At 65.9% G+C, this 24,715-nt stretch carries 20 protein-coding genes; 6 read left to right on the top strand and 14 right to left on the bottom strand.

The annotated features are described in order from the left end of the window. Positions 1–195: 195 nt before the first annotated feature. Entirely contained in the window at positions 196–468 is a 273-nt protein-coding gene (locus LGM71_RS12425; RefSeq protein WP_059607812.1) for a hypothetical protein, read from the top strand. Positions 469–527: 59 nt separating this feature from the next. On the opposite strand, the gene pip is transcribed toward LGM71_RS12425, so the two are convergent. After that, a complete protein-coding gene (gene pip / locus LGM71_RS12430; protein ID WP_226114979.1) occupies positions 528–1,460 on the bottom strand; it encodes a prolyl aminopeptidase in 933 nt (310 codons plus the stop codon). Positions 1,461–1,814: 354 nt separating this feature from the next. Between pip and LGM71_RS12435 the strand changes: the two genes are divergently transcribed. Next, positions 1,815–2,966, top strand: coding sequence for an acyltransferase family protein (locus LGM71_RS12435; protein ID WP_226114980.1), 1,152 nt, complete (start codon positions 1,815–1,817; stop codon positions 2,964–2,966). A 28-nt stretch (positions 2,967–2,994) separates the two neighbouring features. Here LGM71_RS12435 and LGM71_RS12440 read toward each other — a convergent pair whose 3' ends face one another. Both LGM71_RS12440 and LGM71_RS12445 read right to left on the bottom strand, forming a co-directional pair. Next, complete coding sequence (locus tag LGM71_RS12440; RefSeq protein ID WP_226114981.1) at positions 2,995–3,810, bottom strand: multidrug ABC transporter ATPase; 816 nt, start codon at positions 3,808–3,810, stop codon at positions 2,995–2,997. A gap of 270 nt (positions 3,811–4,080) precedes the next feature. Next, positions 4,081–5,574 carry a TIR domain-containing protein gene (locus tag LGM71_RS12445; protein WP_226114982.1) on the bottom strand — a complete coding sequence of 498 codons (1,494 nt, stop codon included), beginning with the start codon at positions 5,572–5,574 and terminating at the stop codon, positions 4,081–4,083. Positions 5,575–6,341: 767 nt separating this feature from the next. Between LGM71_RS12445 and LGM71_RS12450 the strand changes: the two genes are divergently transcribed. After that, complete coding sequence (locus LGM71_RS12450; RefSeq protein ID WP_059684678.1) at positions 6,342–6,725, top strand: hypothetical protein; 384 nt, start codon at positions 6,342–6,344, stop codon at positions 6,723–6,725. Between the two features lie 39 nt (positions 6,726–6,764). Here LGM71_RS12450 and LGM71_RS12455 read toward each other — a convergent pair whose 3' ends face one another. The 8 genes from LGM71_RS12455 to LGM71_RS12490 form a co-directional block, all read right to left on the bottom strand. Then, the gene (locus LGM71_RS12455; RefSeq protein ID WP_226114983.1) at positions 6,765–9,278 is read right to left on the bottom strand and encodes an EAL domain-containing protein; all 2,514 of its coding nucleotides are present in this window, start codon (positions 9,276–9,278) and stop codon (positions 6,765–6,767) included. A gap of 412 nt (positions 9,279–9,690) precedes the next feature. After that, positions 9,691–10,755, bottom strand: coding sequence for a 2-aminoethylphosphonate aminotransferase (locus LGM71_RS12460; protein WP_226114984.1), 1,065 nt, complete (start codon positions 10,753–10,755; stop codon positions 9,691–9,693). After that, the gene (gene aepY, locus LGM71_RS12465) at positions 10,755–11,936 is read right to left on the bottom strand and encodes a phosphonopyruvate decarboxylase (protein ID WP_124628754.1); all 1,182 of its coding nucleotides are present in this window, start codon (positions 11,934–11,936) and stop codon (positions 10,755–10,757) included. Before aepY ends, LGM71_RS12460 begins: the two co-directional genes overlap by 1 nt. Continuing rightward, positions 11,933–13,618, bottom strand: coding sequence for a phosphoenolpyruvate mutase (aepX, locus tag LGM71_RS12470; RefSeq protein WP_226114985.1), 1,686 nt, complete (start codon positions 13,616–13,618; stop codon positions 11,933–11,935). The genes aepY and aepX overlap by 4 nt, the downstream gene beginning before the upstream one ends. Beyond that, a complete protein-coding gene (locus LGM71_RS12475; RefSeq protein ID WP_226114986.1) occupies positions 13,615–14,382 on the bottom strand; it encodes an NTP transferase domain-containing protein in 768 nt (255 codons plus the stop codon). The genes aepX and LGM71_RS12475 overlap by 4 nt, the downstream gene beginning before the upstream one ends. 36 nt (positions 14,383–14,418) lie before the next feature. After that, entirely contained in the window at positions 14,419–15,420 is a 1,002-nt protein-coding gene (locus LGM71_RS12480; RefSeq protein WP_124900600.1) for an HpnL family protein, read from the bottom strand. Next, the gene (locus LGM71_RS12485) at positions 15,417–16,226 is read right to left on the bottom strand and encodes a 2OG-Fe(II) oxygenase (protein ID WP_226114987.1); all 810 of its coding nucleotides are present in this window, start codon (positions 16,224–16,226) and stop codon (positions 15,417–15,419) included. The genes LGM71_RS12480 and LGM71_RS12485 overlap by 4 nt, the downstream gene beginning before the upstream one ends. Further along, positions 16,223–16,990, bottom strand: coding sequence for a CDP-alcohol phosphatidyltransferase family protein (locus LGM71_RS12490; RefSeq protein WP_226115149.1), 768 nt, complete (start codon positions 16,988–16,990; stop codon positions 16,223–16,225). The genes LGM71_RS12485 and LGM71_RS12490 overlap by 4 nt, the downstream gene beginning before the upstream one ends. 626 nt (positions 16,991–17,616) lie before the next feature. Between LGM71_RS12490 and LGM71_RS12495 the strand changes: the two genes are divergently transcribed. Then, complete coding sequence (locus LGM71_RS12495; protein ID WP_059607826.1) at positions 17,617–19,131, top strand: acetyl-CoA hydrolase/transferase family protein; 1,515 nt, start codon at positions 17,617–17,619, stop codon at positions 19,129–19,131. A gap of 37 nt (positions 19,132–19,168) precedes the next feature. On the opposite strand, the gene LGM71_RS12500 is transcribed toward LGM71_RS12495, so the two are convergent. After that, positions 19,169–20,704, bottom strand: a complete 1,536-nt coding sequence (locus tag LGM71_RS12500) for an MDR family MFS transporter (protein ID WP_226114988.1) — start codon at positions 20,702–20,704, stop codon at positions 19,169–19,171. Positions 20,705–20,838: 134 nt separating this feature from the next. Here LGM71_RS12500 and LGM71_RS12505 point away from each other — a divergent pair, with 134 nt between their 5' ends. Then, positions 20,839–21,279, top strand: coding sequence for a MarR family winged helix-turn-helix transcriptional regulator (locus LGM71_RS12505; protein ID WP_059466290.1), 441 nt, complete (start codon positions 20,839–20,841; stop codon positions 21,277–21,279). Between the two features lie 172 nt (positions 21,280–21,451). After that, positions 21,452–21,877, top strand: coding sequence for a helix-turn-helix domain-containing protein (locus tag LGM71_RS12510; protein WP_124628742.1), 426 nt, complete (start codon positions 21,452–21,454; stop codon positions 21,875–21,877). Between the two features lie 87 nt (positions 21,878–21,964). Here the strand turns inward: LGM71_RS12510 and LGM71_RS12515 are convergent, their stop codons facing one another. Beyond that, the gene (locus tag LGM71_RS12515; protein WP_059607829.1) at positions 21,965–22,843 is read right to left on the bottom strand and encodes a helix-hairpin-helix domain-containing protein; all 879 of its coding nucleotides are present in this window, start codon (positions 22,841–22,843) and stop codon (positions 21,965–21,967) included. Positions 22,844–23,029: 186 nt separating this feature from the next. Then, positions 23,030–24,592, bottom strand: coding sequence for a sigma-70 family RNA polymerase sigma factor (locus LGM71_RS12520; protein ID WP_226114989.1), 1,563 nt, complete (start codon positions 24,590–24,592; stop codon positions 23,030–23,032). Between the last annotated feature and the right edge of the window lie 123 nt (positions 24,593–24,715).

Below are 24,715 nucleotides of genomic sequence, written 5' to 3' on the forward strand. Positions count from 1 at the left end.
CACGCGGCATGATCGGGCCGGCGCCGCGCTCGCCGGTCTTTCAAGCATTTAAGTCTTCGTTAATTCTGCCCGCCTAGCATGGGGATGCCGGCGAACGGACCGGATCCTGGTCCGGCGCCGGCGGCACGCACGGGTGCGTCGACGTCACGGCGCCGCGCCGTCGCGCGTGGCCATTCCCTTGCAACGGCGGCAGACATGATCAAGAACTTCGACTACACGCTCGGCAACGAGACGATCGCGCTCTGCGCGAGCTTCGGCGCGGGCCCCGCATTCCGTCGCGTGCTCGTGAGCCGCGCGGATTCGATGGAGACGCTCGTGGTGCTCGACGCGCGCGGCCTGTCGGGCCTGCTGAAGGTGGCGACCGAGCAGCCGGAAGGATTGCTCGACGATGCGATCCGCAAGGTCGGCGACGAACAGCTCGTCGAGCGCGCGATCAGCGGCCGGACGATCGTCGAAGCCGCGCTTTGAGCGGACGGCGCGTGCAGGCCGGTGTTGCCGGCTGCAGCGCGCCGCTTGGGCGTGGCAGATTACGCGGCGAACCGGTCCGTCGCGGCGAGCAGTGCCTTCAGGATGCCCGGTTCGTTGTACGCATGCCCGGCGTCCGGCACGATCTCGAACGTCGCGTCGGGCCATGCCTTCGCGAGGTCCCACGCGGTGCGTGCGGGCGTCGCGATGTCGTAGCGGCCTTGCACGATCACGCCCGGAATGCCGGCGAGGCGATGCGCGTCGCGCAGCAGCTGGCCTTCTTCGACGAAACCGCGGTTCACGAAGTAGTGGTTTTCGATTCGCGCGAACGCGAGCGCGTAGTGGCCGTCCGCGAAGTGCGCGGCCAGCGCCGGATCGGGCAGCAGCGTGATCGTGCGGCCCTCCCAGATGCTCCATGCGCGCGCGGCTTCGAGCTTCGCGGCTTCGTCGTCGCCCGTCAGCCGGCGATGGTACGCGGCCATCAGGTCGCCGCGCTCGGCTTCCGGAATCGGCGCGAGGAATTCCTCCCACAGATCCGGGAACAGCCACGACGCACCTTCCTGGTAGTACCACAGCAACTCCGCGCGGCGCATCGTGAAGATGCCGCGCACGACGAGCGCGCTCACGCGCTGCGGGTGCGTTTCCGCATAGGCGAGGGCGAGCGCGCTGCCCCACGAGCCGCCGAACACGAGCCATTGTTCCGCGCCCACCATCTCGCGCAGGCGCTCGATGTCGGCCACCAGGTCCCAGGTCGTGTTGTTGTCGAGGCTCGCGTGCGGCGTCGAACGCCCGCAGCCGCGCTGGTCGAACAGCAGAATGTCGTAGCGCTCGGGATCGAACAGGCGGCGATGGTCGGGGCTGCAGCCGGCGCCCGGGCCGCCATGCAGGAACACCGCCGGCTTGCCGGACGGGTTGCCGCAGCGCTCCCAGTAGATGCGGTGGCCGTCGCCGGTATCGAGGTGGCCGTGGGCGTAGGGTTCGATCGGTGGGTACACAGGCAGGCTCCGGGTGAGGGTCGGCAGGAGGGCGGACGAGGCACGGGCCGGTGTGCGATCGGAATCCCGCAGCGCCGGTGTCGCGGATATTGCGGCGCCGCAAGATTCGTTGTGTCTGCATCGGACCGGCCGCCGCCGGACAAGGCTTGTCATTATGCCCATTCATTCCGGCCGCCGTGCGCCGGCCGGCACCGGGCGTGCGGCGCGGTATTTCGGCCGACAGGCGCACCGAAATTTTTTGAAGCAATTTCGTTCCGATATTTTTCAGACAAAATCCCGGCGACATATCGGCGAGCCGGTCGCGGGCGCCGGCCTTCATACCGTTCCTCCACCGTGCCAACGGGAAACGAGCCGATGAACCATCGCGTCAAGCAGCTGACCGGGTTGCGCGCCGTCGCGGTCACGATGGTCGTCGTCGGCCATGCGGAGCACGTACTGCCGGGCGGCTATACGGGCTGGTTCGCGCCGCTGCGGCTGATCGCCGACGGCCGGCTCGGCGTGCTGATCTTCTTCGTCCTCAGCGGCTTCCTGATCACCAACGTGCTGCGCGCGGAATTCGCGCGCACCGGCGGGATCGCGCTGACGTCGTTCTACGTGCGCCGCGCGTTACGGATCTGGCCGGCCTGCTACGTGTATCTCGCGACCGTCGGCGTGCTCGCCATCGCCGGCTGGCTCGACGTCGATCGCCATCAGTGGCTGTATGCGGCGCTGCATCTGTGGAACTACTCGGCGTGGTTCGGGCTGACCGGCGACAACGCGCTGCATCCGGCCGGCGCGTGGTATCTCGGCCATTTCTGGTCGCTCGCGCTCGAGGAGCAGTTCTACTGGTTCTGGCCGCTGCTGTTCGTGTACGGCACCCGCCGTCGCGGCACCCGCTGGCTGGCCGCGCTGATCCTGGCCGTGCCGCTGGTGCGCGCGCTCACGTATTTCGTCGCGCCGGCGCTGCGCGGCCAGCTCGGGATGATGCTGCATACGGGCGTCGATCCGATCCTGATCGGCTGCTACGCGGCGCTCAACCGTGAACGGATCGAAGCATGGGTCCGCTCGTGGCGCGGCGAGACGCGCATCGTGACGGCGCTCGTCTTCATCGTGCTGTTCGGGATGCCCGTTGCCGAGCATCGGCTCGGTGGCTTCTGGAATGCGACCTACGGCGTGACGCTCGAGGCCGCGCTCATCGCGATCGTGATCGTCGTGCTGAATTTCCGCAGCGAGTTCTGGTGCGCGCGGTGGCTGTGCGCCGCGCCGGTCGTGTTCGTCGGGACGATCTCGTTCAGCCTGTATCTGTGGCAGCAGCCGTTCGCGAATCCGGATCTGGCCGTTCCGCACGCCTTCCCGCTCGGGATCGTGTGGGCGCTGCTGGCCGCGACGGCGAGCTATTTCCTCGTCGAGAAACCGTTCCTTCGGCTGAAGGATCGCTACACCGCGCGCGAGACGCGACGCATGCGCGACGATGCACTGCGGATGCCGGTGCAGACCGATGCGATCGGGCCGAAGGTGGCGGAGTAGGCGGGCGTGGCGTGCGCTGCCTGCGGCTTCACTTGAAACGCTTCAGCGCCTCGGGTGAATACCAGAAGGTCCGGAACATGTCGATCCCGTACGACTTGCCGTCGTATCTGACGATCGTGCGTGCGGTTCGCTTGCCCGTATCCGAGTAGTTGCCGTCTGTGCGCTTCGTCTCCGTGACGTGTGCGGTGATCGTTAAATCGGCGAAGCCGTGGCTCGACGCTTGCTCGACGGCGATCGTCATCTTCGCGTCTTCGCTGCGAGCGTCGCCCGCGCCGGCGCCGCACGCGTCGCCCTCGACGCTGACCCAGCCGTACAGGTTGGTGCCGAATACCGGGCGGATGCGATTGCCTTCGCGAACCCACAGCGTCAGCTCTTCGCTTGCGTTCGCATCGGGGCAGCTCGGCCCGCGTGCGCTGCTCGTGAAGACGATGCCGAACGCGCGCACGTCGCGCGACAGCCGGTACGGCGCGGTATCGATGCGATAGCTGTTCGGGCCGACTTCGGTGGCGGCATCTTCATCGACGATCGACTGCTCGGCCGCGACGACCTTGCCGCCCTCGACGAGCGCGACGACCTGCAGCTTGCTGCTGTCGTCTGGGTTCTTGCTCTTCGGCAGCGAATCGAACGCGATGGCCGCGATCGTCGTCTGCGGGGCGTTCGGCGTCACCTTGCATGCGGATGCGATAACTTGCTGGTCCGCGCCACGCGTGGCGCCCGCGATTCCGGCCCAGCGGGCGACGGCCATGACGGCGGCGTCGTCGCACGGCTGATCGCCGGCAGCCTGAACCAGGGGGGAGGCGGCGAGCGCCAGAAGCGGGGCGAAATGGAGGATTCTCGGGGGCATTTGGGGGATGGTCTTTGGGGCTGTGGATGTCGTTGAACGGCCACAACCTGCCGTTCAACGAGCTGCAAACCCTGCCGTTGGAGTGGCTGCAATACTCCGGACCCTGCCGGACGAGCTACGCGCGGAATTTGGCCAAACCAGACATTCGGACCCCGTTTAGCAATACGCTCCGCGGATGATGTCTGGGTGTTGGATTGCAAATCGTCGTAGGGAACTCCCGCACAAGGTATTGCGCGCCGATTCTGTCACCAAGGTCGCTGTACTTATGGTCTATGAGTTTGCGGCCGAGGACAGGTTTTTGAGTTCAGCAAACCGTGCCGACTCCTCTTTCTGTCTATTATCCGCAAAGCTCTGGAATAGAATTTTCCCATTGACTTTCTCTTTTTGCAGAAGCCTATCCTCTTCCTCTCTTTTCTTTAAAGCACCCGCCATTCGGTCGTAGGCGTATTGGGAGTTCTCATCGAGGGTCGTTGCTCGTTTCAGGTGAATAATTGCCTCGGTTGGCAAGCCTTTGTTAGAAAACAAGTTTCCAATGTTTCCAGAAATCCAGCTCGCCTTATGATCCACAAGTTCGTCCGCACGTTTATATGATGTAAGTGCCGCGTCGTAAAAATCCAGTTCCAGACAGCAGTTGCCGTAATAGCCCCAATAATCGGAGTTTTTAGGGAAATCATATTTCAACGTCGCAAATAGATAAAGTGCAACAGCCCACATTTTCTTGTCCATGGCGAGCATCGCAAATTGACAGCGCAATTGCTCGTGTGACGGGTTAGCTTCTAGCGCCTCGTACAATACGTCCATCGCATTATCGACCTTCTCGTCATCTTGATAAATTTTTGCGATAATAAGTGTATATTCTGGATTTTGCTTGAAGTTCTGGCTAGTCAGAAGGCCGATGGCCTCTTGTGGATGTTCGGCCGCGATATGACATTGCGCAAGTGCTTTGATTACATCGGGATTCGATGACGTTTCCTGGTCCAGCTTGGAATGCAGTGAGATGGCATCCGCATAGTGCTCTTCCCACGTTAAAAAATTCATTACAAGAGACTGAATTTTGGTGTCTTTATGGTGTTCGGCGGCAAATTTCAGAAGCCCCCCTACGCCGTCAGCCCGATTTTTCTTTAGGTGGATATACAATGACCATGCAAGCAGGGAGCTCTTTCCGTTCTCGTCGGATTTATCGATCTCGGCCATTATTTTATTATGTGCTTCGTCGAACTCATCCTTTATTAAAGCGTACAACCAACTTCCTGTAGCCTCCTCTTGAGCTGGCTTCTCCGGCTCACCCGTTTGCACCTTTTCCGGGTTAGATGGGCCGAGCTTAGCAATTTGGGTTCGTATTTGGTGACAGGCAGGCCCTGTTGCTGCTTGCATGCTGCCGTCCTGGCGATCGGCGTTAAACTTTCCCGAAGTTACGCCGAGCAAATCAGTAGGCACGCGGATGTCCGCATTGTCTGGAGCGAGAAAGAAAACGCGGTCTCTGCCCAATTTTCCGATGAATAGGCCCATTTCGAACAAAACGTTGTCTCGAACAGATGCGCTGCTTTCACCTCGAATATTAACAATGTCGTCGGGGCTAAAGACGAAAATTCCAAAATCAACATCATTCAGTACGGTGGTAAGCGACTCAATAGTGGTCGAGGAAAGATGGAATATTCCTTGATCCCATACAGTCGTCTCCACTTGATGAACTAAGTTTTGCTGTACGGCGTACGCAACGTTCAACCCCTCTACGGAAGATCCGATAAAAGCTCGCGGTTTCATAAGCATCTCGTCCTAAAATTGTCGATTAATTTTACTTTAGTTTACTAGTTATCGAAATCGTCCAATGTGGCGTCAGCCACTCGCGACCATGACGAATTATGGCGTCCAATGATACTAGCTCGGTCGTACTTGTACCTCAGTGGAAAAGGGCGTTCCAAAAAGAACGAATCGACGGCCGATCTGGGCCGGAACCTTCGCACCCTGCTTACGCAAACACAGTTTCAACCTGCGCACGCATAGGGGGCGACAGCACGGATTCGAGATCGCAAGGAAGTCCCCAAGGAAGCGATCATTGCGGAACGACTGGAATTGGGAAGGCAGGAACGACAACTAAGGCCGATGACTTGCCCTCAGGTGACGGTGCGGAATGACCGTCCCATTCCGACACCCGCCCTTGCAACTCCGACGGCTCGACCGACAGCACCGGGTCGTTTTGAGCCGGTAACAGACCATCGGGGAGGTATCCGACAGCGCCCGTTTCGGCCACTACGACCCATGCACGACCGCCGCCCGCATTGGCGCTTAAACGCCGGAGTGCCGCTTGCGGCGATACGCTCGAAACTTGTTCTGCGATGTGCCGCACCCAGTTGTTTTGCTCGCTGTACCTCCGGTGCAGCAAAATGCGTGTCTGTTGCTCGGGCGGCCACGATGCGTGGCGCACTGGAACGCGTGCCCCCCGACTGCGGCGTCTTGCGCGGTCCGGATTCGAGGCACCTGCCCGGATGCGGCCCATGCGATGATTTGCCGTGACTGACACGAGAGATGGAATGACGACTACATTCGACGAGGCGACAACGGCGGCGATCGCCGCGTTTGCCCAATTGGATTTCTACACGGCTGTGCAAGCGATGCGCGCCGAAGCCGATTACGACCGCGAACGAGACCAGTGGATCTCGCGCTACATCGACGAGCACGGCGGTGGCGCGGACGATGCAGAATACGACGCCCTGCACGCGCAGGCCCAGGCAACCCCGGAATACGCGCAGTTCATCGACGCGGTTCGCCGGGAAATCCTGGAATACTTCGGCGTGACCGACGATCAGCTGGACAACATGGTCCTGCTGCGCGATGACGATAGCGATGAGCTATGGGCGGAAGTCAACCGGCAGCGGAGCGCGCTCGGAACCGGTGAAGTGCGTGGAGATCTCTGAGCGCTGCTTGCAGCCGTATGTGCCCGCTGCCGGGAAGGCTCACTCCACCAGCAATTTCGCGCTGTGGTGCGACAAGATCCCGACGAACTGGTCGGCGGGCTGTGGCCGCGCGAACAGGAAGCCCTGCCCCTGATGGCAACCGATCTCCTTCAGGAAGGCCAGTTGTTTTTCCGTCTCTACGCCCTCCATCACGACATCGAGCCCCAGCGCGCGGCCCATCGCAACGATCGCGCGCACGATCGCGTCGTCCGTGCTGCCCGAACCGCAGTCCCTGAGGAACGACTGATCGATCTTCAGCGTATCGACGGGCAGATCCTTCAGGTACACCAGCGACGAATATCCCGTCCCGAAATCGTCGATCGCCAGGCTGATTCCCCGGATCGCCAGTTCGCGCAGCAGGATGCCGATTTCCTCGCGGGTGTTCATCGCCATGCTTTCGAGCAGCTCGAGCTGTAGGCACTCGGTCGGCAACGTGGTTTCGCTGAGGATGGTCGTCAGGTCGCTGAGGAAATGGTCGGTAAGGCATTGCCGTGCCGACACGTTTACCGCCACACGTCCGAACTCGAAGCCCTCGTCGAGCCAGCGGCACGCCTGGCGGCAGGCTTCGTGGAGCACCCACCGGCCGATCGGGACGATCAGCGCGGACCGCTCCGCGAGCCCGATGAAGTCACCCGGCGGTACCAGCCCCCTGCGTGGATGCAACCAGCGCAGCAACGCCTCCACGCCGACGATCCGGCCGCTGGCCAGATCGAATTGCGGCTGGTAGAACAGGCGGAATTCATTTTGCTCGAGCGCGCGGTGCAACTCGCCGAGCATATCCAGCTGCTCGATCGCCGACGACGTCATCTTGCTCTCGAAGAACTGGAACACGTTCCTGCCGCGACTCTTCGCGCCGTACATCGCCTGGTCCGCGAGCAGGATCAAGTGCTCCGCCTCGATCCCGTCGTCCGGATAGATGCTGATGCCGATGCTCGGTGTGACGAAGACCTCGCGACCGCCGATATCGATGGGCCGCGCCACTTCGTCCAGCAGCTTGCGCGCAATGCGCCCGACGTCGCGGACGTCGTCGAACTCCTCGAGCACGAGCGCGAATTCGTCGCCGCCCATGCGTGCCACAGTGTCGTTCGCGAGCACTTCCGCGACGATGCGTCCCGCGACGATCTTCAACACCTCATCGCCGGCGTTGTGGCCGAGCGTATCGTTGACCAGCTTGAAGCGGTCGAGATCGAGGTACATCACCGCGACCTTGCGACCGAGTCGCTTGGCCTGGACGATCGCGTGCGCGAGCCGCTCCTCGAACAGCGCCCGGTTCGCGAGATTGGTGAGCACGTCGTGCGTGGCGAGATAGCCCAGCCGTTCCTCTGCCTGGCGCCGCTGCGTGATGTCGGAAAAGATCGCCGCGTAGTGGGATATCTCGCCTGCGTTGTCGCGAATGCTGGTGATCGTCAGGTATTCGAGAAACAGCTCGCCGGTCTTGCGGCGATTCCAGATTTCGCCTTGCCAGTGGCCATCGGTGGTCAGCGAATGCCACAGCTGCTTGTAGAATTCGGGCGTCTGGCGCCCTGAACTCAGCAGGCCCGGGTTGCGCCCGATCACTTCGTCCTCGGTGTACCCGGTCAGGCGCGTGAAGGCCCGGTTGACGCGCTCGATCTTCGCATGCCGGTCGGTCACCATGATGCCTTCGAGCGCCGATTCGAACACCCGATCCGCCATGCGCAGGTTGAAGCGGGCGAGACCCAGCGCTTCGTCGCGCTCGCGCAAGGCGCTGCGCAGCTCGTTCGCGTATTCGTGCTCGATGCTCTTCAGCACGTCCGCGAAACAGAGCAGCCCGGTGAGCTTGCCATCCTCGTCCTGGATGCCGACGTGGCGCATATTGTGCTCGGTCATGAAGCGCTGCGCGGCATACAGACTCTGCCGGGCGGACAGCATCTGCAGCGGCCTGCTGGCGAAGGCCCCGACCGCGCCTTGGGCCCCGCCGTCCGCCAGGAGCCGGACGACGTCCCGTTCGGTCAGGATGCCGCGCTCGCCGTCGCCGTAGACGACGAGGATCGCATCGAGCTGTTGCGTGCGCATCTGCGCGATGACTGCGTGCAGCGCGGCATGCTCGGGCACGACGACGGGCGGATGGACGGAGATCGATTCGATCGGCTTCAGGTGGAGGAAGAATTCCGGCCCCTGGTTCACGACGACGTCGGTCTGCGTCAGCACACCGATCGCGGCGCCATCCCGGACCACCACGAAGTGCCGCACGCCCGACTGCGTGAACTTCATCGCAGCTTCACCCAGCGGCGTACTGGCCTCGAGCGTCAGCACCGGATGGCTCATCACCTCGCCGACCGGCCGATCGAGCCCGCGCGGATCGTCGCCGGCCGACAGGGCATCGTGCTCGGTCCAGATCCCGACGACCTGGTCGTCCTGCATCACGACGATCGAGCTGCAGTGCTCGGCGAACATGCGTCGTGCGACCTCTCGCACCGGCGTGTCAGGTGCGCAAGACAGAATCTGACGCGCGACCAGGCGCGCAATCGGGACATCGTAACTGTTCGGATACATTCTCTAACCAACACGAAAAACCTTGCCGGCGCATTGCGATCCGGCAACCTGCGGGCTCGTCTGCGGCGGCAGGCAAGATCCGATGTCGCTCGCTCGAATGGTTGCGTATTCATCGAACTCGCAAGCGGGGTATTGCCCCGTCGTTCGATGCGGCGAGCGCGGTGCCGTGACCGTCGGCACCACATTCGGCGGTCGCACGCCCAGTGCATCCAGACGCGAAAGCATCGCCCTCCCAAGGGCAGCCACCCTGCGTTAACGACAGGTTCGGACAAGAGTTGAGTGCCGTGACGACATCCGTGCGGCGTGGCGGCGCGTCGAACGGCTGCGGGCAGGGGGGCCGGTCGATACTCCCGCTACTTCTCGAACAACAAAAAAGGCCCTTGCGGGCCTCTGATGGACGAAGGAGCAACGCTTATTGCGTCAACGCTGTAAACCCTTCCAGCAACCGCTCGACATCGGCCGCGCCAATCGCGCCCATCGTCGAAATCCGGAACAGTTCTTTCGACAGCCCGCCTTGCCCCGCATAAATGACGAAGCCGCGCGCCTTCAGGCCGTCGTGCAGCGTCTCGTACGTGACGCCCTGCGGCAGCCGATACGCGCGCAGCACGACCGACGATGCGCCTTCGGGCAGCACGAGCGGCATTCCGCGCGCCGCGAGCCCGGCCTGCACCTGGTCGGCGAGCGCCTTGTAGTGCGCATGGCGCGCACGCCAGCCGCCGGCTTCGTCGAACTCGCGCAGCGCCTCGACGAGCGCGTAATACGCGTGCACGGACGGCGTGAACGGCGTGTTGCGCTGATCCTGCAGCTTCGCCAGACGGCCGAGGTCGAGGTAGTAGGTCCGGCTCGCGGCCTTCGCGAGCGCGCTGCGGCGCACGATCACGAACGCGGCACCCGGCACGCCGTGCAGGCACTTGTTCGCTGTCGCGGCGACCGCGTCGATCACGCCGCCGGCAAAATCGATCGCTTCGGCGCCGAAGCTGCTGACGCCGTCGACGAGCATTTTCACGCCGCGCGCGCGGCACACGTCGGCGATCGCGCCGAGGTCGTTCAGCCGGCCGGTCGTCGTTTCGTGATGAATCACCGCGACGTGCGAATAACCGCCCGCGTCGAGACGCGCGGCGATCTGCGCGAGATCGGGTGCCTGCATCCATTCGTGCTTCAGCACGTCGTGCGCGATTCCGTACTGTGTCGCGATCTGCGTGATGCGCTCGCCGTACACGCCGTTCTCGATCACGAGAAGATTGCCGTCCTGCGGCACGAGCGCCGCGATCATGCTCTCGACGGCGGCGGTGCCCGAGCCCGTCATCAGCACGGCGGCCCATTCGGCCGGATCGAGCGCGTAGGCGGCGACGAGGCGCGCACGCGCTTCATCCTGCAGATCGAAGAATTCGCTTTCGCGATGGCACAGGTCGGGTTGCAGCAGGCTGCGGCGCACGCGTTCGGTGAGCGTGACGGGGCCAGGGTTCAGCAGCAGCATCAATGGGCTCCTTCAACGTGGGCTTCGGTCTGCGCGGCGCCGATGTGCCGCATCAGACGGGTCTTGACCTCGACCGGCGTGACGGTCGGGCGGGGCAGGCCGTCGGGCACGCCCGTGCGGATCGCCACGCGCACGAACTGCACGCCGTCGGCTTGCGTCGCGAGCGTCGCATCGAGAACGTCGAGCGTATCGCCTTCGACGGCCGACGCGTAGCCACACGCGGCCGCGACGCCCGCGAACGACACATGCCGCGACACGGTTGCCTGGCCGCCGGTCGATTCGTGTGCGCCGTTGTCGAGCAGCACGTGCGTGAGGTTGGACGGACCGTAGGTGCCGAGCGTCGCGAACACGCCCATGCGCATCAGCGCGGCGCCGTCGCCGTCGACCGCAACGACACGCAGGTCGGGGCGCGCGAGTGCGAGGCCGAGCGCGAGCGGCGTCACGCAACCCATCGAGCCGACCATGTACAACTGGTTCGGGCGATCGTCGATCGCGTAGAGTTCGCGGCCGCAGAAGCCGGTCGATGCGAGCACGACGGTCGAATCGACCGGCGTGTGCGCGATCACGCGCTGCAGCGCGTCGTGACGGGTCGGCCACGCGGCGGGCGCTTCGGCGCGCGATGACGATTGCGCGGCGACATGCGCACGCGGCTGCGCGGCCGGGTTCGCCTTCAGCTCATACGGCGCGACGCTGCCTTTCTGCATCACGAGCGCGTACGGGCGGCCCGTTGCGTCCATGTGCGCGATCGCGCGGTCGAGTGCCGGGCCGACCTGTTCGGGGTCGGTCGGGAACGTCTCCCACGGGATCTCCATCGTGTCGAGCATCGCCGGCGTGATCGGCCCCATCAGCGCGTGCTGCGGCTCGTCGGCCACGCCCGGCTGGCCGCGCCACGTGACGATCAGCAGTTGCGGCAGGCGGAACGTCCAGGTCAGCGACGTCAGCGGGCTCACCGCGTTGCCGAGCCCCGAGTTCTGCATCATCGCAATGCCGCGCTTGCCGCCGAGCGTCGCGCCCGCGATCAGCGCGACCGCATCGCCTTCGTTCGCGGCCGACACGTAATTCAGCGTCGGGTCCTGCAGCACGTAATTGATGAACGGCGTCAGGTACGAGCAGGGCACGCCCGCGTACCAGTCGAAGCCGCGTTCGCGTGCGGCCTCGACGAACTGGGCCGCTTCGATCATTGCGCGCTCCCGTTGCCGACACCCGGCTCCGACAGCGGCGTCTGGCCGTGCGCGAAGTCGCCCGCGCGGCGGAAGTCTTCGAGATCGTTGACGCCGCGCCAGTGGCCGTGCACGTACTGCACCTCGATCTTCTCGCCGGCGGCGATCAGTTCGTTGAGCAGGGACGGGATGTCGAGCGTGTCGAAATCCGGGCGCGCCTGCAGCGTGGCGAGCATCGCCTTCAGGCGATCGACGCCTGCGCCGCGCACGTTCAAGAGGCCGATCCAGCGGCCGTGCGGCGTGCCTGCGGCGACGTCGCTCGATACACGCTGCAGATACGTCTTCTGGCCGAACAGCCCGCGATCGTCTGCCGCCGAGCAGAGCGCGAAGTCGCGCACGCTCTGGTTGGTCTCCGTGAGCGACGAATCGACGACGACGCTGAACTCGGCCTCGCTCTCCGCCAGGTCGCGCAGGATGTAGCTGCGGAACAGCAGGTCGCCATACGAGATCACGGTGTCGCCCGTCAGGCGTTCGGCCGCGCATGCGAGCGACGCGAGTTCGCCCGTCTGCGCATGGCGCTCGTTGACGACGAGCTTGATGCCCGACGTGTCGATCGCGTCGGCGCGATAGCCGCCGACCACGGTGATGTCGTTCACGCCGTGCTTCTTGAAGCCGTCGACGAGCCAGCGCAAGAGCGGCTTGCCGGCGACCGGCAGCATGACCTTGGGCTTGTCCTCGGTCACGGCTTCGAGGCCCTTGCCGCGGCTCGCGGCGAGCACGATCGCCGCGTTCGACGCGCGCGACGACGACGACAGGTAGATGCGCTCGGCTGCCGAGTATTCGTCGGCGTCCTGCAGGCGGAAGATTTCGTTGACCGACGCGACGCGGTCCTCGACGTTGATCAGCGTCTGGTTTTCGTGGATTTCGCGTGCGACGGACTGCATCGCCGATGCCGACGCACGGATCAGGTGGTTCGCCCAGATCACGGTGCTGATACCGGCCTGGCGGAACACGTCGGTCGGCGTGCTGTAGTACTTGGTCGGCACGATCACGAGCGGCGCCTTGCCGCTCCATTCGCGCGCGAACTGCAGGATCTCGTCCGGGCGCGACAGCTTGCTGTGGATCAGGATCGCGTCGGCACCGGCTTCCGCATACGCGTTCGCACGGCGCAGCGCCTCGTCCATCCCCCAGCCCGCGATCAGCGCCTCGACGCGCGCGACGATCGAGAAGTCGGGATCGCTCTGCGAATCCTTGCCGGCCTTGATCTTGCCGCAGAACTCGTCGATCTCCGCGAGCGGCTGGCGCTCGCCGTCGATGAAGCTGTTCGTCTTCGGGAACTGCTTGTCCTCGATGCACACCCCGGCGATGCCGCGCTGCTCCAGCTTCTTCACGAGGCGGCGCACGTTGTTGAAGTTGCCGTAGCCGGTGTCGCCGTCGAGGAGGATCGGCAGGTCGCTCGCGTCGGCCATGAACTCGAGCACGTCGACGACCTGCGTCCAGCTCGCTTCGTTGTTGTCGCGCACGCCGAACTGCGCGGAGATCGCGAGGCCCGATGCCCAGATCCCCTTGAAGCCGGCTTCGCGGACGATCCGTGCCGACAGGCCGTTGTGCGCTTCCATCAGGAATTCGAGGTCGCTGCTGACGAGCATGCGGCGCAGGCGTGCGCTGCGCGATTCGGAGAAGTTGGGTTCGCGTGCGTTCATCGTGCGGCTCCTGCGGTCGTGCGTTGAATCAGGGGGAGAATTTCTTGTGTGGCGCGTGCGACGTCGTTCGGGAAGTCGATCTCGATCCACGGCGAGCCCGTGACGTCGGCGACGTCGAACGAATGACCGCCTTCGAGCAGCAGGTCACGCACGGCTTCCTCGTGCGGCATGTTCGCGCGGCCGCTGTCGACGTAGCCCGCGACGATCGTCGCGAGGCGGCGCGCGGTGCCTTCGGTGAAGCGGAAGAAGCCGACCGACTCGCCGATCGTGTCGTACTCGAGGTCGACCGCGAGCTGCTTGCGCAGCTCGACCGGCACGCCGTTCTTCAGGCACAGCTTGACGGGCTCGTCGCCGGTCTCGAAATCGCGATCGATCAGCAGGCGGTCCACCGACTTGTCGGGATCGGCTACCAGCGCGTGCAGGATGTTCTCGTCGTACAGCACGTCGGCGTCCATCAGCAGCACGTCGCCGCCGCGCGTCATCGCATCGGCGACGGTGTGCACGGTCAGCACGCTGCCGAGGTCGTAGCGCTCGTTCAGCACGATCTCGGCGCTGCGGCCGAGGCGCTTGAGTTCCTGTTCGACCTTCCCGGACTGGAAGCCGAGCCCGAGCACGATTTCATCGACGCCGGCGGCGTCGAGCACGCGCAGATGGCGCTCGAGCAGCGACACGTCGTCGAAGCGCAGCAGGCACTTCGGGAATTGCGCCTCGGGCGGTTGTTGCAGGCGCAAGCCTAGGCCTGCCGCAAGAATGATGGCTCGCATGGGTTCTCCAACCAAAAAGCCGACGGATCTGAACGATCAGTCGGCGATGGGCTGCGGCGCGCGGCGCCGCTGCCAGTTTCTTTCACTGAAATGCAGATAGAGCAGGCCGGGCAGGCCGAGCGCGAGTTCGCGCGCGCGCTTCGCGAGCGACAGCGCGAGCGCCGCGTCGGGCGGCAGGCCGACCAGCGGGGCGAGCAGCAGGTAACCGCCTTCCTGTGCGCCGAGCGAGCCCGGGATCGCGAATGCCGCACCGCGAATCGCCTGGCCGACGCTTTCGAGCAGCAGCGCGTCGAGCCAGCTCACCGGGTGCCCGAGGAAGTGCAGCGCGAGCCACACTTCGGCGGTGCCGACGATCCAGCCGACGAGGCTCAGTGCGAAGGTCTTCGCAACCTTCGCACGATCGCGGTACAGCGCGCCGACGGCGTCGTCGATCGCGTCCGCGCGGGTTGCGAGCGACGACCAGTCGCGCGGGCCGAGCAACTTCGACGCGAGACGCAGCCCGCGGCCGAACAGCCCGCGCCGCTGCGCCACGTAGAACGCGACGGCGAGGGCGCCGAGCACGCCGGTGGCGATCAGCGCCGGCGTGCGCAGGTGGGCGACGGACTCGTGCGTCGCATACAGGCTGAACGTGGCGATGCCGATCAGCGCGAACGCCATCTGCGCGAGCGCCTGCATCGTCGTGCTGACGGTGACCGCGGCGGCTGCATCGGCCATCCGTGTGCCGCGCTGCGCGAGGTGGCGCACCATCAGCACCGGGCCGCCGATCTGCCCGGCGGGCAGCAGGCTGTTCACCGATTCGCCGACCCAGCGCGCGCGCAGCGCGTTGCCAAGCTCGGCGCCCGGCTGGCCGTGGCGGAACATCACCGAGATCGCCAGCGCGTCGATCACGAGCGGTACGACGTGGAATGCCGCGACGAGCGCGAGGCCCCAGCCGGCCGCGAGAAACGTCGACGCGACGGCGCCGACGCCCTGCCACGCGAGCAGGGCGACGAACAGTGCCGTTCCAAGGGACAGCAGGATCAGGCCGGCGCGTGTCATGACCCGGTCGACCGTCGCGTGGCCAGCTGCTTGAACACCTGGCGGAAACCGAAATACGCGATCGCGTCCTTCATGTTCGAGATGAAGCGCTTCCACGGCCGCATGCCGGGGTTGGTCACGTATTCGAAGGTGAGCGACACGCGCGTCTCGTTCTGGCCGAGCGGCGTGACGCGATGGCGCAGCTTGTCGCCGTCGAACAGCACGATGCCGCCGTCGGCGATCTGCACGGAGCCCGGCTCGTCGGGCACGTCCGGATTGCGCGTATGCAGTTCGTAGTCGAGCCGGCACGACGATTCGTCGATCACGCCGATCAGGAGCGTGTAGCGGCGGCCGTCGTAGTACGACGTGTCGTAGTGCCAGCCGATGTGGTCGCCCGGCTTCGTGTAGTAGTACAGCGCGTACGCGTGCGGATCGTCGTCCGGCGACAGCATCAGCTTGTCGCCGGTGATCTTCTCGAGGAAACCGATCAGCGCCTTCGACCGGTACAGCTCGGCGATGTACGGCGCCTGTTCGTCGATCGTGTGCCGGCTCACGCTGCCGCCCTGCTTGTGGCCGGGCAGGTAATTGCGGTTCAGGCCCGCCTGCATCGCGCGGGCGGCGGCCGCGAGCTTCGCGTGCGCGTCGACCGGGAGGAATGCGTCGAGATACAGGAACGAACCCTGGCGCGTGTAGTCGCCGCGCAGGCGCGCGAGGTCGAGACGGCCGACGCAGTCGGCCACGGTGCGATCGGGATCGGCCGCTGCCGCGCGCGCAGGCGCGGGGCGTGCCGGGCTCAGCACGGAGTCCTCGCGCGTGCTAGGAGTCATTTGGAAGCCTGGATTTCAGTTGAACTTTGAGCGCCCCCGGACCTGTCGCTGCGCGCCAGGCCCCCCGAGCGGGACACGAAAACCTGGGGCTGCTCGGTGTTTTCGTGCGGAAGGTTGCCGCGCCGAACGATGCGCCACCAGTCGATCACGACCCACGCGGCGAACAGCGGGGCGCCGATCGATGCCGCGAGCAGGAACGGCTGGACGCCGTCGACGAGCGTCACGATCGGCAGCAGGTAGAGCACGTCTTCCGTCTCGAAGCCGCCGGCGAACGCCTGCTTGGTGCCGGCCTTGCCGGCGATCGATTCGATCCGCATGCGCAGGAAGAAGATCAGCGCGACGGCTGCGCCGGCCAGCGCGCCGAGCAGTACCGGCGACGCGGCCATCTGGCCGCCCTGGGCGACGATGCCGACGCCCATGCTGACGAACAGCGCGACCGTCACGAGCGCGTCGGCCGCGAGGTCGTAAAAGTGACCGATCTTGCTGGACTTGCCGCTGATGCGCGCGAGTTCGCCGTCGGTGTGGTCGACGAAGTTCGACAGCACGATCAGGAATGCGCCCGCGTTGCTCCAGCCGAAGCCGCCGTGCGCAAGGCACCAGGCACCGGCGAGGCCGATCAGCAGACGAAGGGTGGTGAGGTGATTCGGGGTAACGGGCGTGTCGATCAGCGGCCGGACGAGCGCGCGCGCGAGCCGTGCATCCCAGGTGCGCGGCAGGGGCGGTTCGGAACGTGTAGAGGTTTTTCTTTGGTCCGTCGGCGAAATATATACGGAATTGTAATTTGTTGCTTTTTATTCGACCAATGTCCTGACATACGGGAGTGTTACCGCGCATTCCGGACATCGGCAGGTTGCGAACCGGATGCGCGACACGGCGTTCGCACAGGCGGACCTTACCTGATCCAGTGTGGTTCGCATCACGCGGCTGTCAAGGGCGGACGGGCCTTGCACGCGGGTTTGGCGGCGATTCGCACGCGTCGGAGCGTTGATGTGCATCAGGCCTGCAAAAGCCGCGTCGGGCGACAATCAGCCGCGTCGATCAACGACCGGCCATCGCATGCGGATTCTTCGCGTTGATGTGACTAATCTGGAAAGGTATCGATCGATTGACGTTCAGCCGTTCGTAATTTTCGCGCGGCAAACTGGCGGTCCGCTTTCGCGCACCTTTCGGATGCATGCGTTTGCGGCTGTCACAGAACTGTCGTTCGATACCCGGTGCATTCAGCAAGTATCTTTTGCATCCAGCGGACATTTCGCGGCGATGACGTCTGCGATACTCCGACCGTGCCCGTGGTGCCGGGCCGCCCCTCGCGGCCCCAAGGGCTTCGCGTCGCTCAGGAGACACCCCCCCGCGACGTCAACGACAGACCAAAAGCGTCAGATATACAGCCATGTCTTCTTCACGCATCCTCGCTCCCGCCCTGCGTTCGCTCGTCCGCACCGCCGACGAAGCCGCCGCGCTGATCCGTCCCGGCATGACCGTCGCCATGAGCGGCTTCACCGGCTCGGGCTATCCGAAGGCCGTGCCCGCCGCGCTCGCCGCCCACATCGACGCGGCCCACGCGCGCGGCGAGGACTTCCGGATCAACGTGCTGACGGGCGCATCGACCGCGCCGGAACTCGACGGCGCGCTCGCCCGCACCAACGGCATCTCGATGCGCCTGCCGTACCAGTCCGACCCGACGCTGCGCGACAAGATCAACGCCGGTGAAGTCGACTACCAGGACGTCCACCTGAGCCACGTCGCGCAATACGCATGGTTCGGGCTGTACGGCGACCTCGACGTCGCGATCGTCGAAGTCGCGGGCATCCGCGAGGACGGGCTGCTGATTCCGTCCGCGTCGATCGGCAACAACAAGACGTGGCTCGAGCAGGCGAAGCACGTGATCCTCGAAGTCAACTCGCGCCAGCCGCTCGGTCTCGACGGCATGCACGACGTCTATTACGGCACCGCGCTGCCGCCGCACCGCAAGCCGATTCCGCTGACGAAAAGCGACGACCGGATCGGCGAGCCGTACCTGCGCTGCCCGGCGGAGAAAATCGTCGCGATCGTCGAGACCGACGCGCCGGACCGCAGCAATGCGTTTTCCGCGCCGGACGCCACGTCGAAGCAGATCGCGCATCAGCTGATCGACTTCCTGCGCCACGAAGTGAAGCGCGGCCGCCTGCCGGAAAACCTGCTGCCGCTGCAGTCGGGCGTCGGCAACATCACGAACGCGGTGCTCGCGGAACTGAGCTCGGCTGGCTTCTCGAACCTGACCGCGTACACCGAAGTGATCCAGGACGGCATGCTCGACCTGCTCGACGACGGCACACTGAGCTTCGCGTCGGCCACGGCGCTGTCGCTGAGCCCGGCCGCCGTGCAGCGATTCGCCGACGAGATCGCGACGTTCCGCGAAAAGATCCTGCTGCGCCCGCAGGAGATCAGCAACCATCCGGAACTCGTGCGCCGCCTCGGCTGCATCGCGATGAACGGGATGATCGAAGCCGACATCTACGGCAACGTGAACTCGACGCACGTGATGGGCACGAAGATCCAGAACGGCATCGGCGGCTCGGGCGACTTCGCCCGCAACGGCTACCTGTCGTGCTTCATGTCGGCCAGCACCGCGAAGGGCGGCGCGATCTCGCGGATCGTGCCAATGGCGAGCCACGTCGACCATACCGAGCATGACGTCGCGGTGGTCGTCACCGAGCAGGGGCTCGCCGATCTGCGCGGCCTGTCGCCGAAGCAGCGCGCACGCAAGATCATCGCGACCTGCGCGCATCCCGACTACCGGCCGATGCTCGAGGACTACTTCGAGCGCGCGTCGCGCGAGAGCTTCGGCAAGCACACGCCGCACCTTCTCGCCGAGGCGCTGTCGTGGCACGAACGCTACGTGCGCACCGGGACGATGAAGGCCTGACGTTGCGGCCCGCGGCGGGCATGCGCCCGTCGCATCGTCAATCCATCGCCGCGTGCGCGATGTCGGCGCTCGCCGTTTTCTGCGGCGGGCGGATCAGCAGCAACAGCGGGATCATCAGCAGCGTCGCGACGAACATCAGCTTGAAGTCGTTCAGGTAGGCGATCATCGCGGCCTGCTGGTTGATCGTGCGGTCGAGCAGCGCGATGTCGACGTGGCTGCCGGCCATCGCCTGCACGGCCGGGTCGAACGGCGTGATGTGGGTCGCGAGGTCGGCATGCGCGACCTGCGTGTTGCGCGTCATCAGCGTCTGCACGATCGAGATGCCGATACTGCTGCCGATGTTGCGCATCAGACTGTAGGTGGCCGTGCCGTCCGCGCGCAGCTCCGGTTGCAGCGTCGAGAACGACAGCGCGCTCAGCGGCACGAACACGAGCCCCAGCCCGAAGCCCTGGACCACCCCGGGCCACACGATGTCCGCCTCGGACAGCACGATCGTGTACTGCATCATCTGCCACAGCGCGAGCGCGGAAATCGCCAGCCCGGCGAACAGCAGCGCACGCGCATCCACGTATTTCAACAAGCGCCCGACGAACAGCATCGCGATCATCGTGCCTGCGCCGCTCGGCGCGGTGACGAGGCCCGTCGTCGCGACCGGATAGCCCATCAGGTTCTGCAGCATCGGCGGCAACAGCGCGCGCGTCGCGTACAGCACCGCGCCGACGACGAAGATGAACAGCGTGCCGGTCGCGAAGTTCGGGTCGCGCAGCAGCTCCGACTTGAAGAACGACGCCTTGCCGACGGTGGCCGTATGCACGAGGAAGAATGCGAAGGCGAGGGCGGCGACGAGCGCCTCGATGCGGATTTCGTACGAGCCGAACCAGTCGAGCTGTTCGCCGCGGTCGAGCATCGCCTGGAACGCGCCGATCGCGAGCGCGAGCGTCGCGAAGCCGAACGCATCGAATTTCACGTGCGGACGCGGCGCGCGCGCCGGCAGGAAGGTCAGCACGCCGGCCAGCGCGAACGCGCCGATCGGCACGTTGATGAAGAATACCCAGCGCCAGTTGTAGCTGTCGGTGAGCCAGCCGCCGAGCGTCGGGCCGAGGATCGGGCCGACCATCACGCCCATCCCCCAGATCGCCATCGCCTGGCCCTGTTTCTCGCGTGGATTGATGTCGAGCAGGATCGACTGCGACAGCGGCACCAGCGCGGCGCCGAACACGCCCTGCAGCAGCCGCGCACCGACGATCTGCACGAGCGACTCGGACAGCCCGCACAGCGCGGACGCGATCGTGAAGCCCGCGATTGAGAGCGTCAGCAGCCGCTTCATGCTGAGGCGATCGGAAAGCCAGCCGGTCAGCGGCGTCGCGATCGCCGCGGCGACGATGTAGGAGGTCAGCACCCAGGTGATTTCGTCCTGCGACGCGGACAGCGTGCCCTGCATATGCGGCAGCGCGACGTTCGCGATCGTGCTGTCGAGGGTCTGGATCAGCGTCGCGAGCATGATCGACAGGGTCAGCATCGGCCGGTTGAGGGCGGGTGGCGAGGCGGCGTCGGCGGCGGCGGCGGGATTCAAGCGGGTGTCTCCGTGGGGCGGTCGCCGTGGGCGGCGATCCGGTATGGCTCGAATTATAAGCACGCTTATTATATTCGTGCTCATCGCTTGACCCGAGCCGCGGGCGATTCCCGGCCTGCCCCTATAATCGCCGCATGGACAAGACTTACGAGAACCGGATCGGCTACCTGATTTCCGATGTGGCCCGTCTGCAAGGACGCCTGTTCGACCGACGCGCGAAGCGCCTCGGACTGACGCGCGCGCAAAGCCGCGTCCTCGCATACCTGACGTGGAAGGGCGAGATGAATCAGGCACGGCTCGCGGAATGGCTCGAGATCACGCCGATCTCGCTGACGCGGCTGCTCGACCGGATGGAAGGCTGCGGGTGGATCGAACGCATCGCGAACGACGACGATCGCCGCGCGTTCGTGATCCGGCTGACCGACAAGTCGCGTGACATCTTTCCGCAGATGCTGGAGGTGGGCGACACTGTCACCGACGACGGGTTGCGCGGCTTCACGCGCGACGAGCGCGACACGCTCGTGCGCCTGCTCGGGCGCGTGCGCCACAACCTGATCGACAGCGGCGGCGAATGAACGTGGTGCGCGGTGCTCGACGACCCAGCGCCGCCAGCCCGAACGGTCGCGGCGACGCGGCGTGTCGGGACGTCGGGACGCGAGTCGGTTTCGGCGGGGTCATGGCGGTCCAGGCTTGTGTCGAACGAGTCGAGCGGCCATGTTGCAACTTCAAGTTCACTTGAGATCGAGCATGAGCCGTCTGGACATCGCCGAAGTCGCGCGCCGCTCGGGATTGCCCGCGTCGACGCTGCGCTACTACGAGGAAAAGGGATTGATCGCGCCGAACGGCCGTCACGGGCTGCGGCGCCAGTACGACGAGTCGGTGCTGGAGCGTCTTGCGCTGATCGCGCTCGGCCGCGAGGCCGGCTTTTCGCTGGACGACATCCTCGCGATGTTCGGCGCGGACGGCCGGCCCGCGATCGATCGCGCGAAGCTCGACGACAAGGCCGACGAGCTCGATCGCACGATCCGCCGTCTCGGCGCGGTGCGCGACGCGTTGCGGCACGCGGCCGTCTGCCCGGCGCCGAGTCATCTCGAGTGTCCGTCGTTCCGCAAGCTGTTGCGCATCGTGGCGCATCGTCATCCGGCGCGCCGCACGAAGGCGGAAGGCGCGTAAGCGGTCAGGCGGTCCGGTTTGTCGAAGCGTGGGCGCTCGAGCGTGCCACGGGGCGGCCGTACTGCCGCGGTTGGCGTCCCGCGCGACTCATCCCGCGTAATACACGCGGCACTCCATCTCGCGTCCGCGCACGATGCGTTTGCCGACGAGCGAGCCGAGCGTTTCGGTGACGACGGTCCGCTGGTTCTCGCATTGCAACGCATCGTAGAAGTAGAGCGCGACCCAGTCCGCAGTGCGACCGGACGCCTGCGGCCGCACGGGATACGGGCACAGCGCGGTGAAATGCCAGCCGCCTTTCGTCATGTGCATCACGGGCGGCTGAATGCTCACGTCCGCGTTCAGGCGACGTGACACGAGCGTGGGCAGGATGCCGGCGGCGGCCTTGTTGCGGTACAGGCGGTCGATGTAAAGCAGCAGTTCGACGGGCGGCTCGGTGCCCAGGCTGGCGTCGCGCGCGTGGCCTTGCCAGCGCCGGCGCCGGCTCAGCACGTCGTCGAGCGCCGCGCGGATGCCGGCCGCGCGCCGCGGGCCGACGCCCGGAATCGCATCGAGTCGGCCGCTGCGGGCCGCGCGTTCAAGCTCCTCGAGCGTATCGATGTGCAATTGGTCGTGAATCCGCAGCGCGAGCGCATGGCCGATGCCCGGCACGGCTTCGAATGCGGACGTGCGCTCCGCGTCGCCGCGCAGCCGGTCGAGCAGCCGCCAGCGTCCGGTCACCAGCAGTTCGGCGATCGCCTGCGCGACGCCCGTGCCGATTTCCGGCAGTGCGCCGAGCGCATCGACGCCGCCCGCGTCGAACCGCGTGCGGATACCGTCTTCGAGCGACTCGATCGTATCGGCCGATGCGCGGTAGGCGGCCACCCGATAAGGATTCGCGCCCTGGTCGGCAAGCAACTGCGCGGCCTCGCGCAAGCAGGCCGCGATCTGCCGGTTTTCCTCGTGTGTTTGGCCGATGGTCGTTTGCATGTGCGGAGCCTGGATATGTGCAAACGGAATGGACCCGGCGCGCAACGCCCCGGGTCCAAGTGTTATTTCAGCACATTGTCACGGCAAGCGACGAGCAAAATTTGATGCGCATCAATGGCAAACGTTGCACGGGCGGGACCGGTCCGCGCACGTTCGTGCCGGCGTGCGGCACGAACGTGCGATCCGTTACGCGTCGAGGAACGACTGCGCGCCCTCGGCCTCCGCGGCCATGCGCAGCGTGGCGAGCGCGCGCTTCTCGATCTGCCGCACACGTTCGCGCGACATCCCCGCGTCCTGCGCGATCGCATCGTAGGTGTCGGGTTCGGCACCGCCGAGGCCGAACCGCCGGCGCAGCACGTCGGCCTCGGCCGGCGTGACCGAGCGCAGCAGCGACGTCACGCATTCGCGCATGCGCGTGTCCGCCAGACGCTCGAACGGGCTCGCCGATGCCTGGTCCTCGAGCAGGTCGACCAGTCCGGTATCCGCGTCGGGCAGCGGCGTGTCGAGCGACAGCGGCTCGGCCGGCAGCGCGAGCACCGCGCGCAACTTGTCCTCGGCGAGCCCGGTCTCTGCGGCGAGTTCGGCCGGCGTCGCGCGGCGGCCCGTGCGCTGGCGCACGCGCAGCGCATGGCGTTGCACGCGCTGGTACTGGTCGCCGACGTGCACGGGCACGCGGATCGTGCGCGAGCGGTCGGCCACCGCGCGCGCGACCGCCTGCCGGATCCACCAGGTCGCGTAGGTCGAGAACTTGAAGCCGCGCCGGTATTCGAATTTCTCGATCGCGCGCATCAGGCCGAGGCAGCCGTCCTGCACGAGATCGGGCAGGTCGACACCGCGGTTCATGTACTTGCGCGCGATCGACAACACGAGGCGCAGGTTCGCCTCGAGCATCGCGCGCGTACCGTCGCGCACTTTTTGCTGGCCGTCGCTCAGCGCGGCGCCGAGCGCGCGCCGCGCGACCGGGTCGAAGCACGCGGCGTCGGCGCACGCGGGGCCGTCCGTCCCGGCTGCGACAGGTGCGGCGGCGAGTGCGCGCAAGACGCGGCTCGCTTCGTCGACGGCCGGTGCAACCCATGCGAGCGAACCGAGCAGCGCGGCCAGACGGTTACGCGCGTCGCGATACTCGGCCGAACGGCAGCCCTGCGCGTGCAATGCGTGGCGCACGGCCGCAATCGCGTCATACAGCGTGTCGTAGCGCGCAGGTGCCGGCGTGTCGCCTCCGCCGTCGTCGACGTCATCGCCTTCGTTGGCGGCCGCGCCGGTTGAACGCGTTGCGGCATGGCGCGCCAGCAGCGCCTCGACGGCCGCCGGATAGCCGGCGAGCGCGTGCAGGATCTGATGGCGGCCCGTTTCGATCTCGCGGGCAAGCACGATTTCGTCCTCGCGCTTGAGCAGCGGCACCGCATGGATGCGCCGCATGTAGAGCGCGAGCGGATCGGTCGATGCACCGGTGCCGCGGGCGAGGTCGCCGAGCAGCGCGCGGCCCTCGTCGAGGGCGTCGCGATCGACGTCGACCGGTGCCGCGCCCGCGAACGGCGCCGGCGCGGCGGGTTCGTCGAGCACGGCGATGCCGATGTCCGCAAGCGCGGCGCGCACGACGTCGAGCGCGTCGGGGCTGTCGCTTTCCGGCGGCAGCGCGTCGACGAGGTCGGCGTGCGTCAGATAACCCTGTTCGCCGGCAAGCGCCAGCAACTGGATGATCGGATCGAGGGGCGTGTCCGCCCGAAGCGTGGGGCGTGGCGTAGTCATGTCGATGGCGGCGCGAGCCGCGTTCCTGTCTGGGCGGGCCGAAGTCCGCGGGTTTCAGGCTCCCGGGGGCCGCGAACGCCCGTCCGCGCCGGCCAGCCTGACTCGATATCCAACTTGAGGGCA

The organism is Burkholderia sp. AU33545, from assembly GCF_020419685.1.
In the GTDB taxonomy this organism is placed as follows: domain Bacteria; phylum Pseudomonadota; class Gammaproteobacteria; order Burkholderiales; family Burkholderiaceae; genus Burkholderia; species Burkholderia diffusa.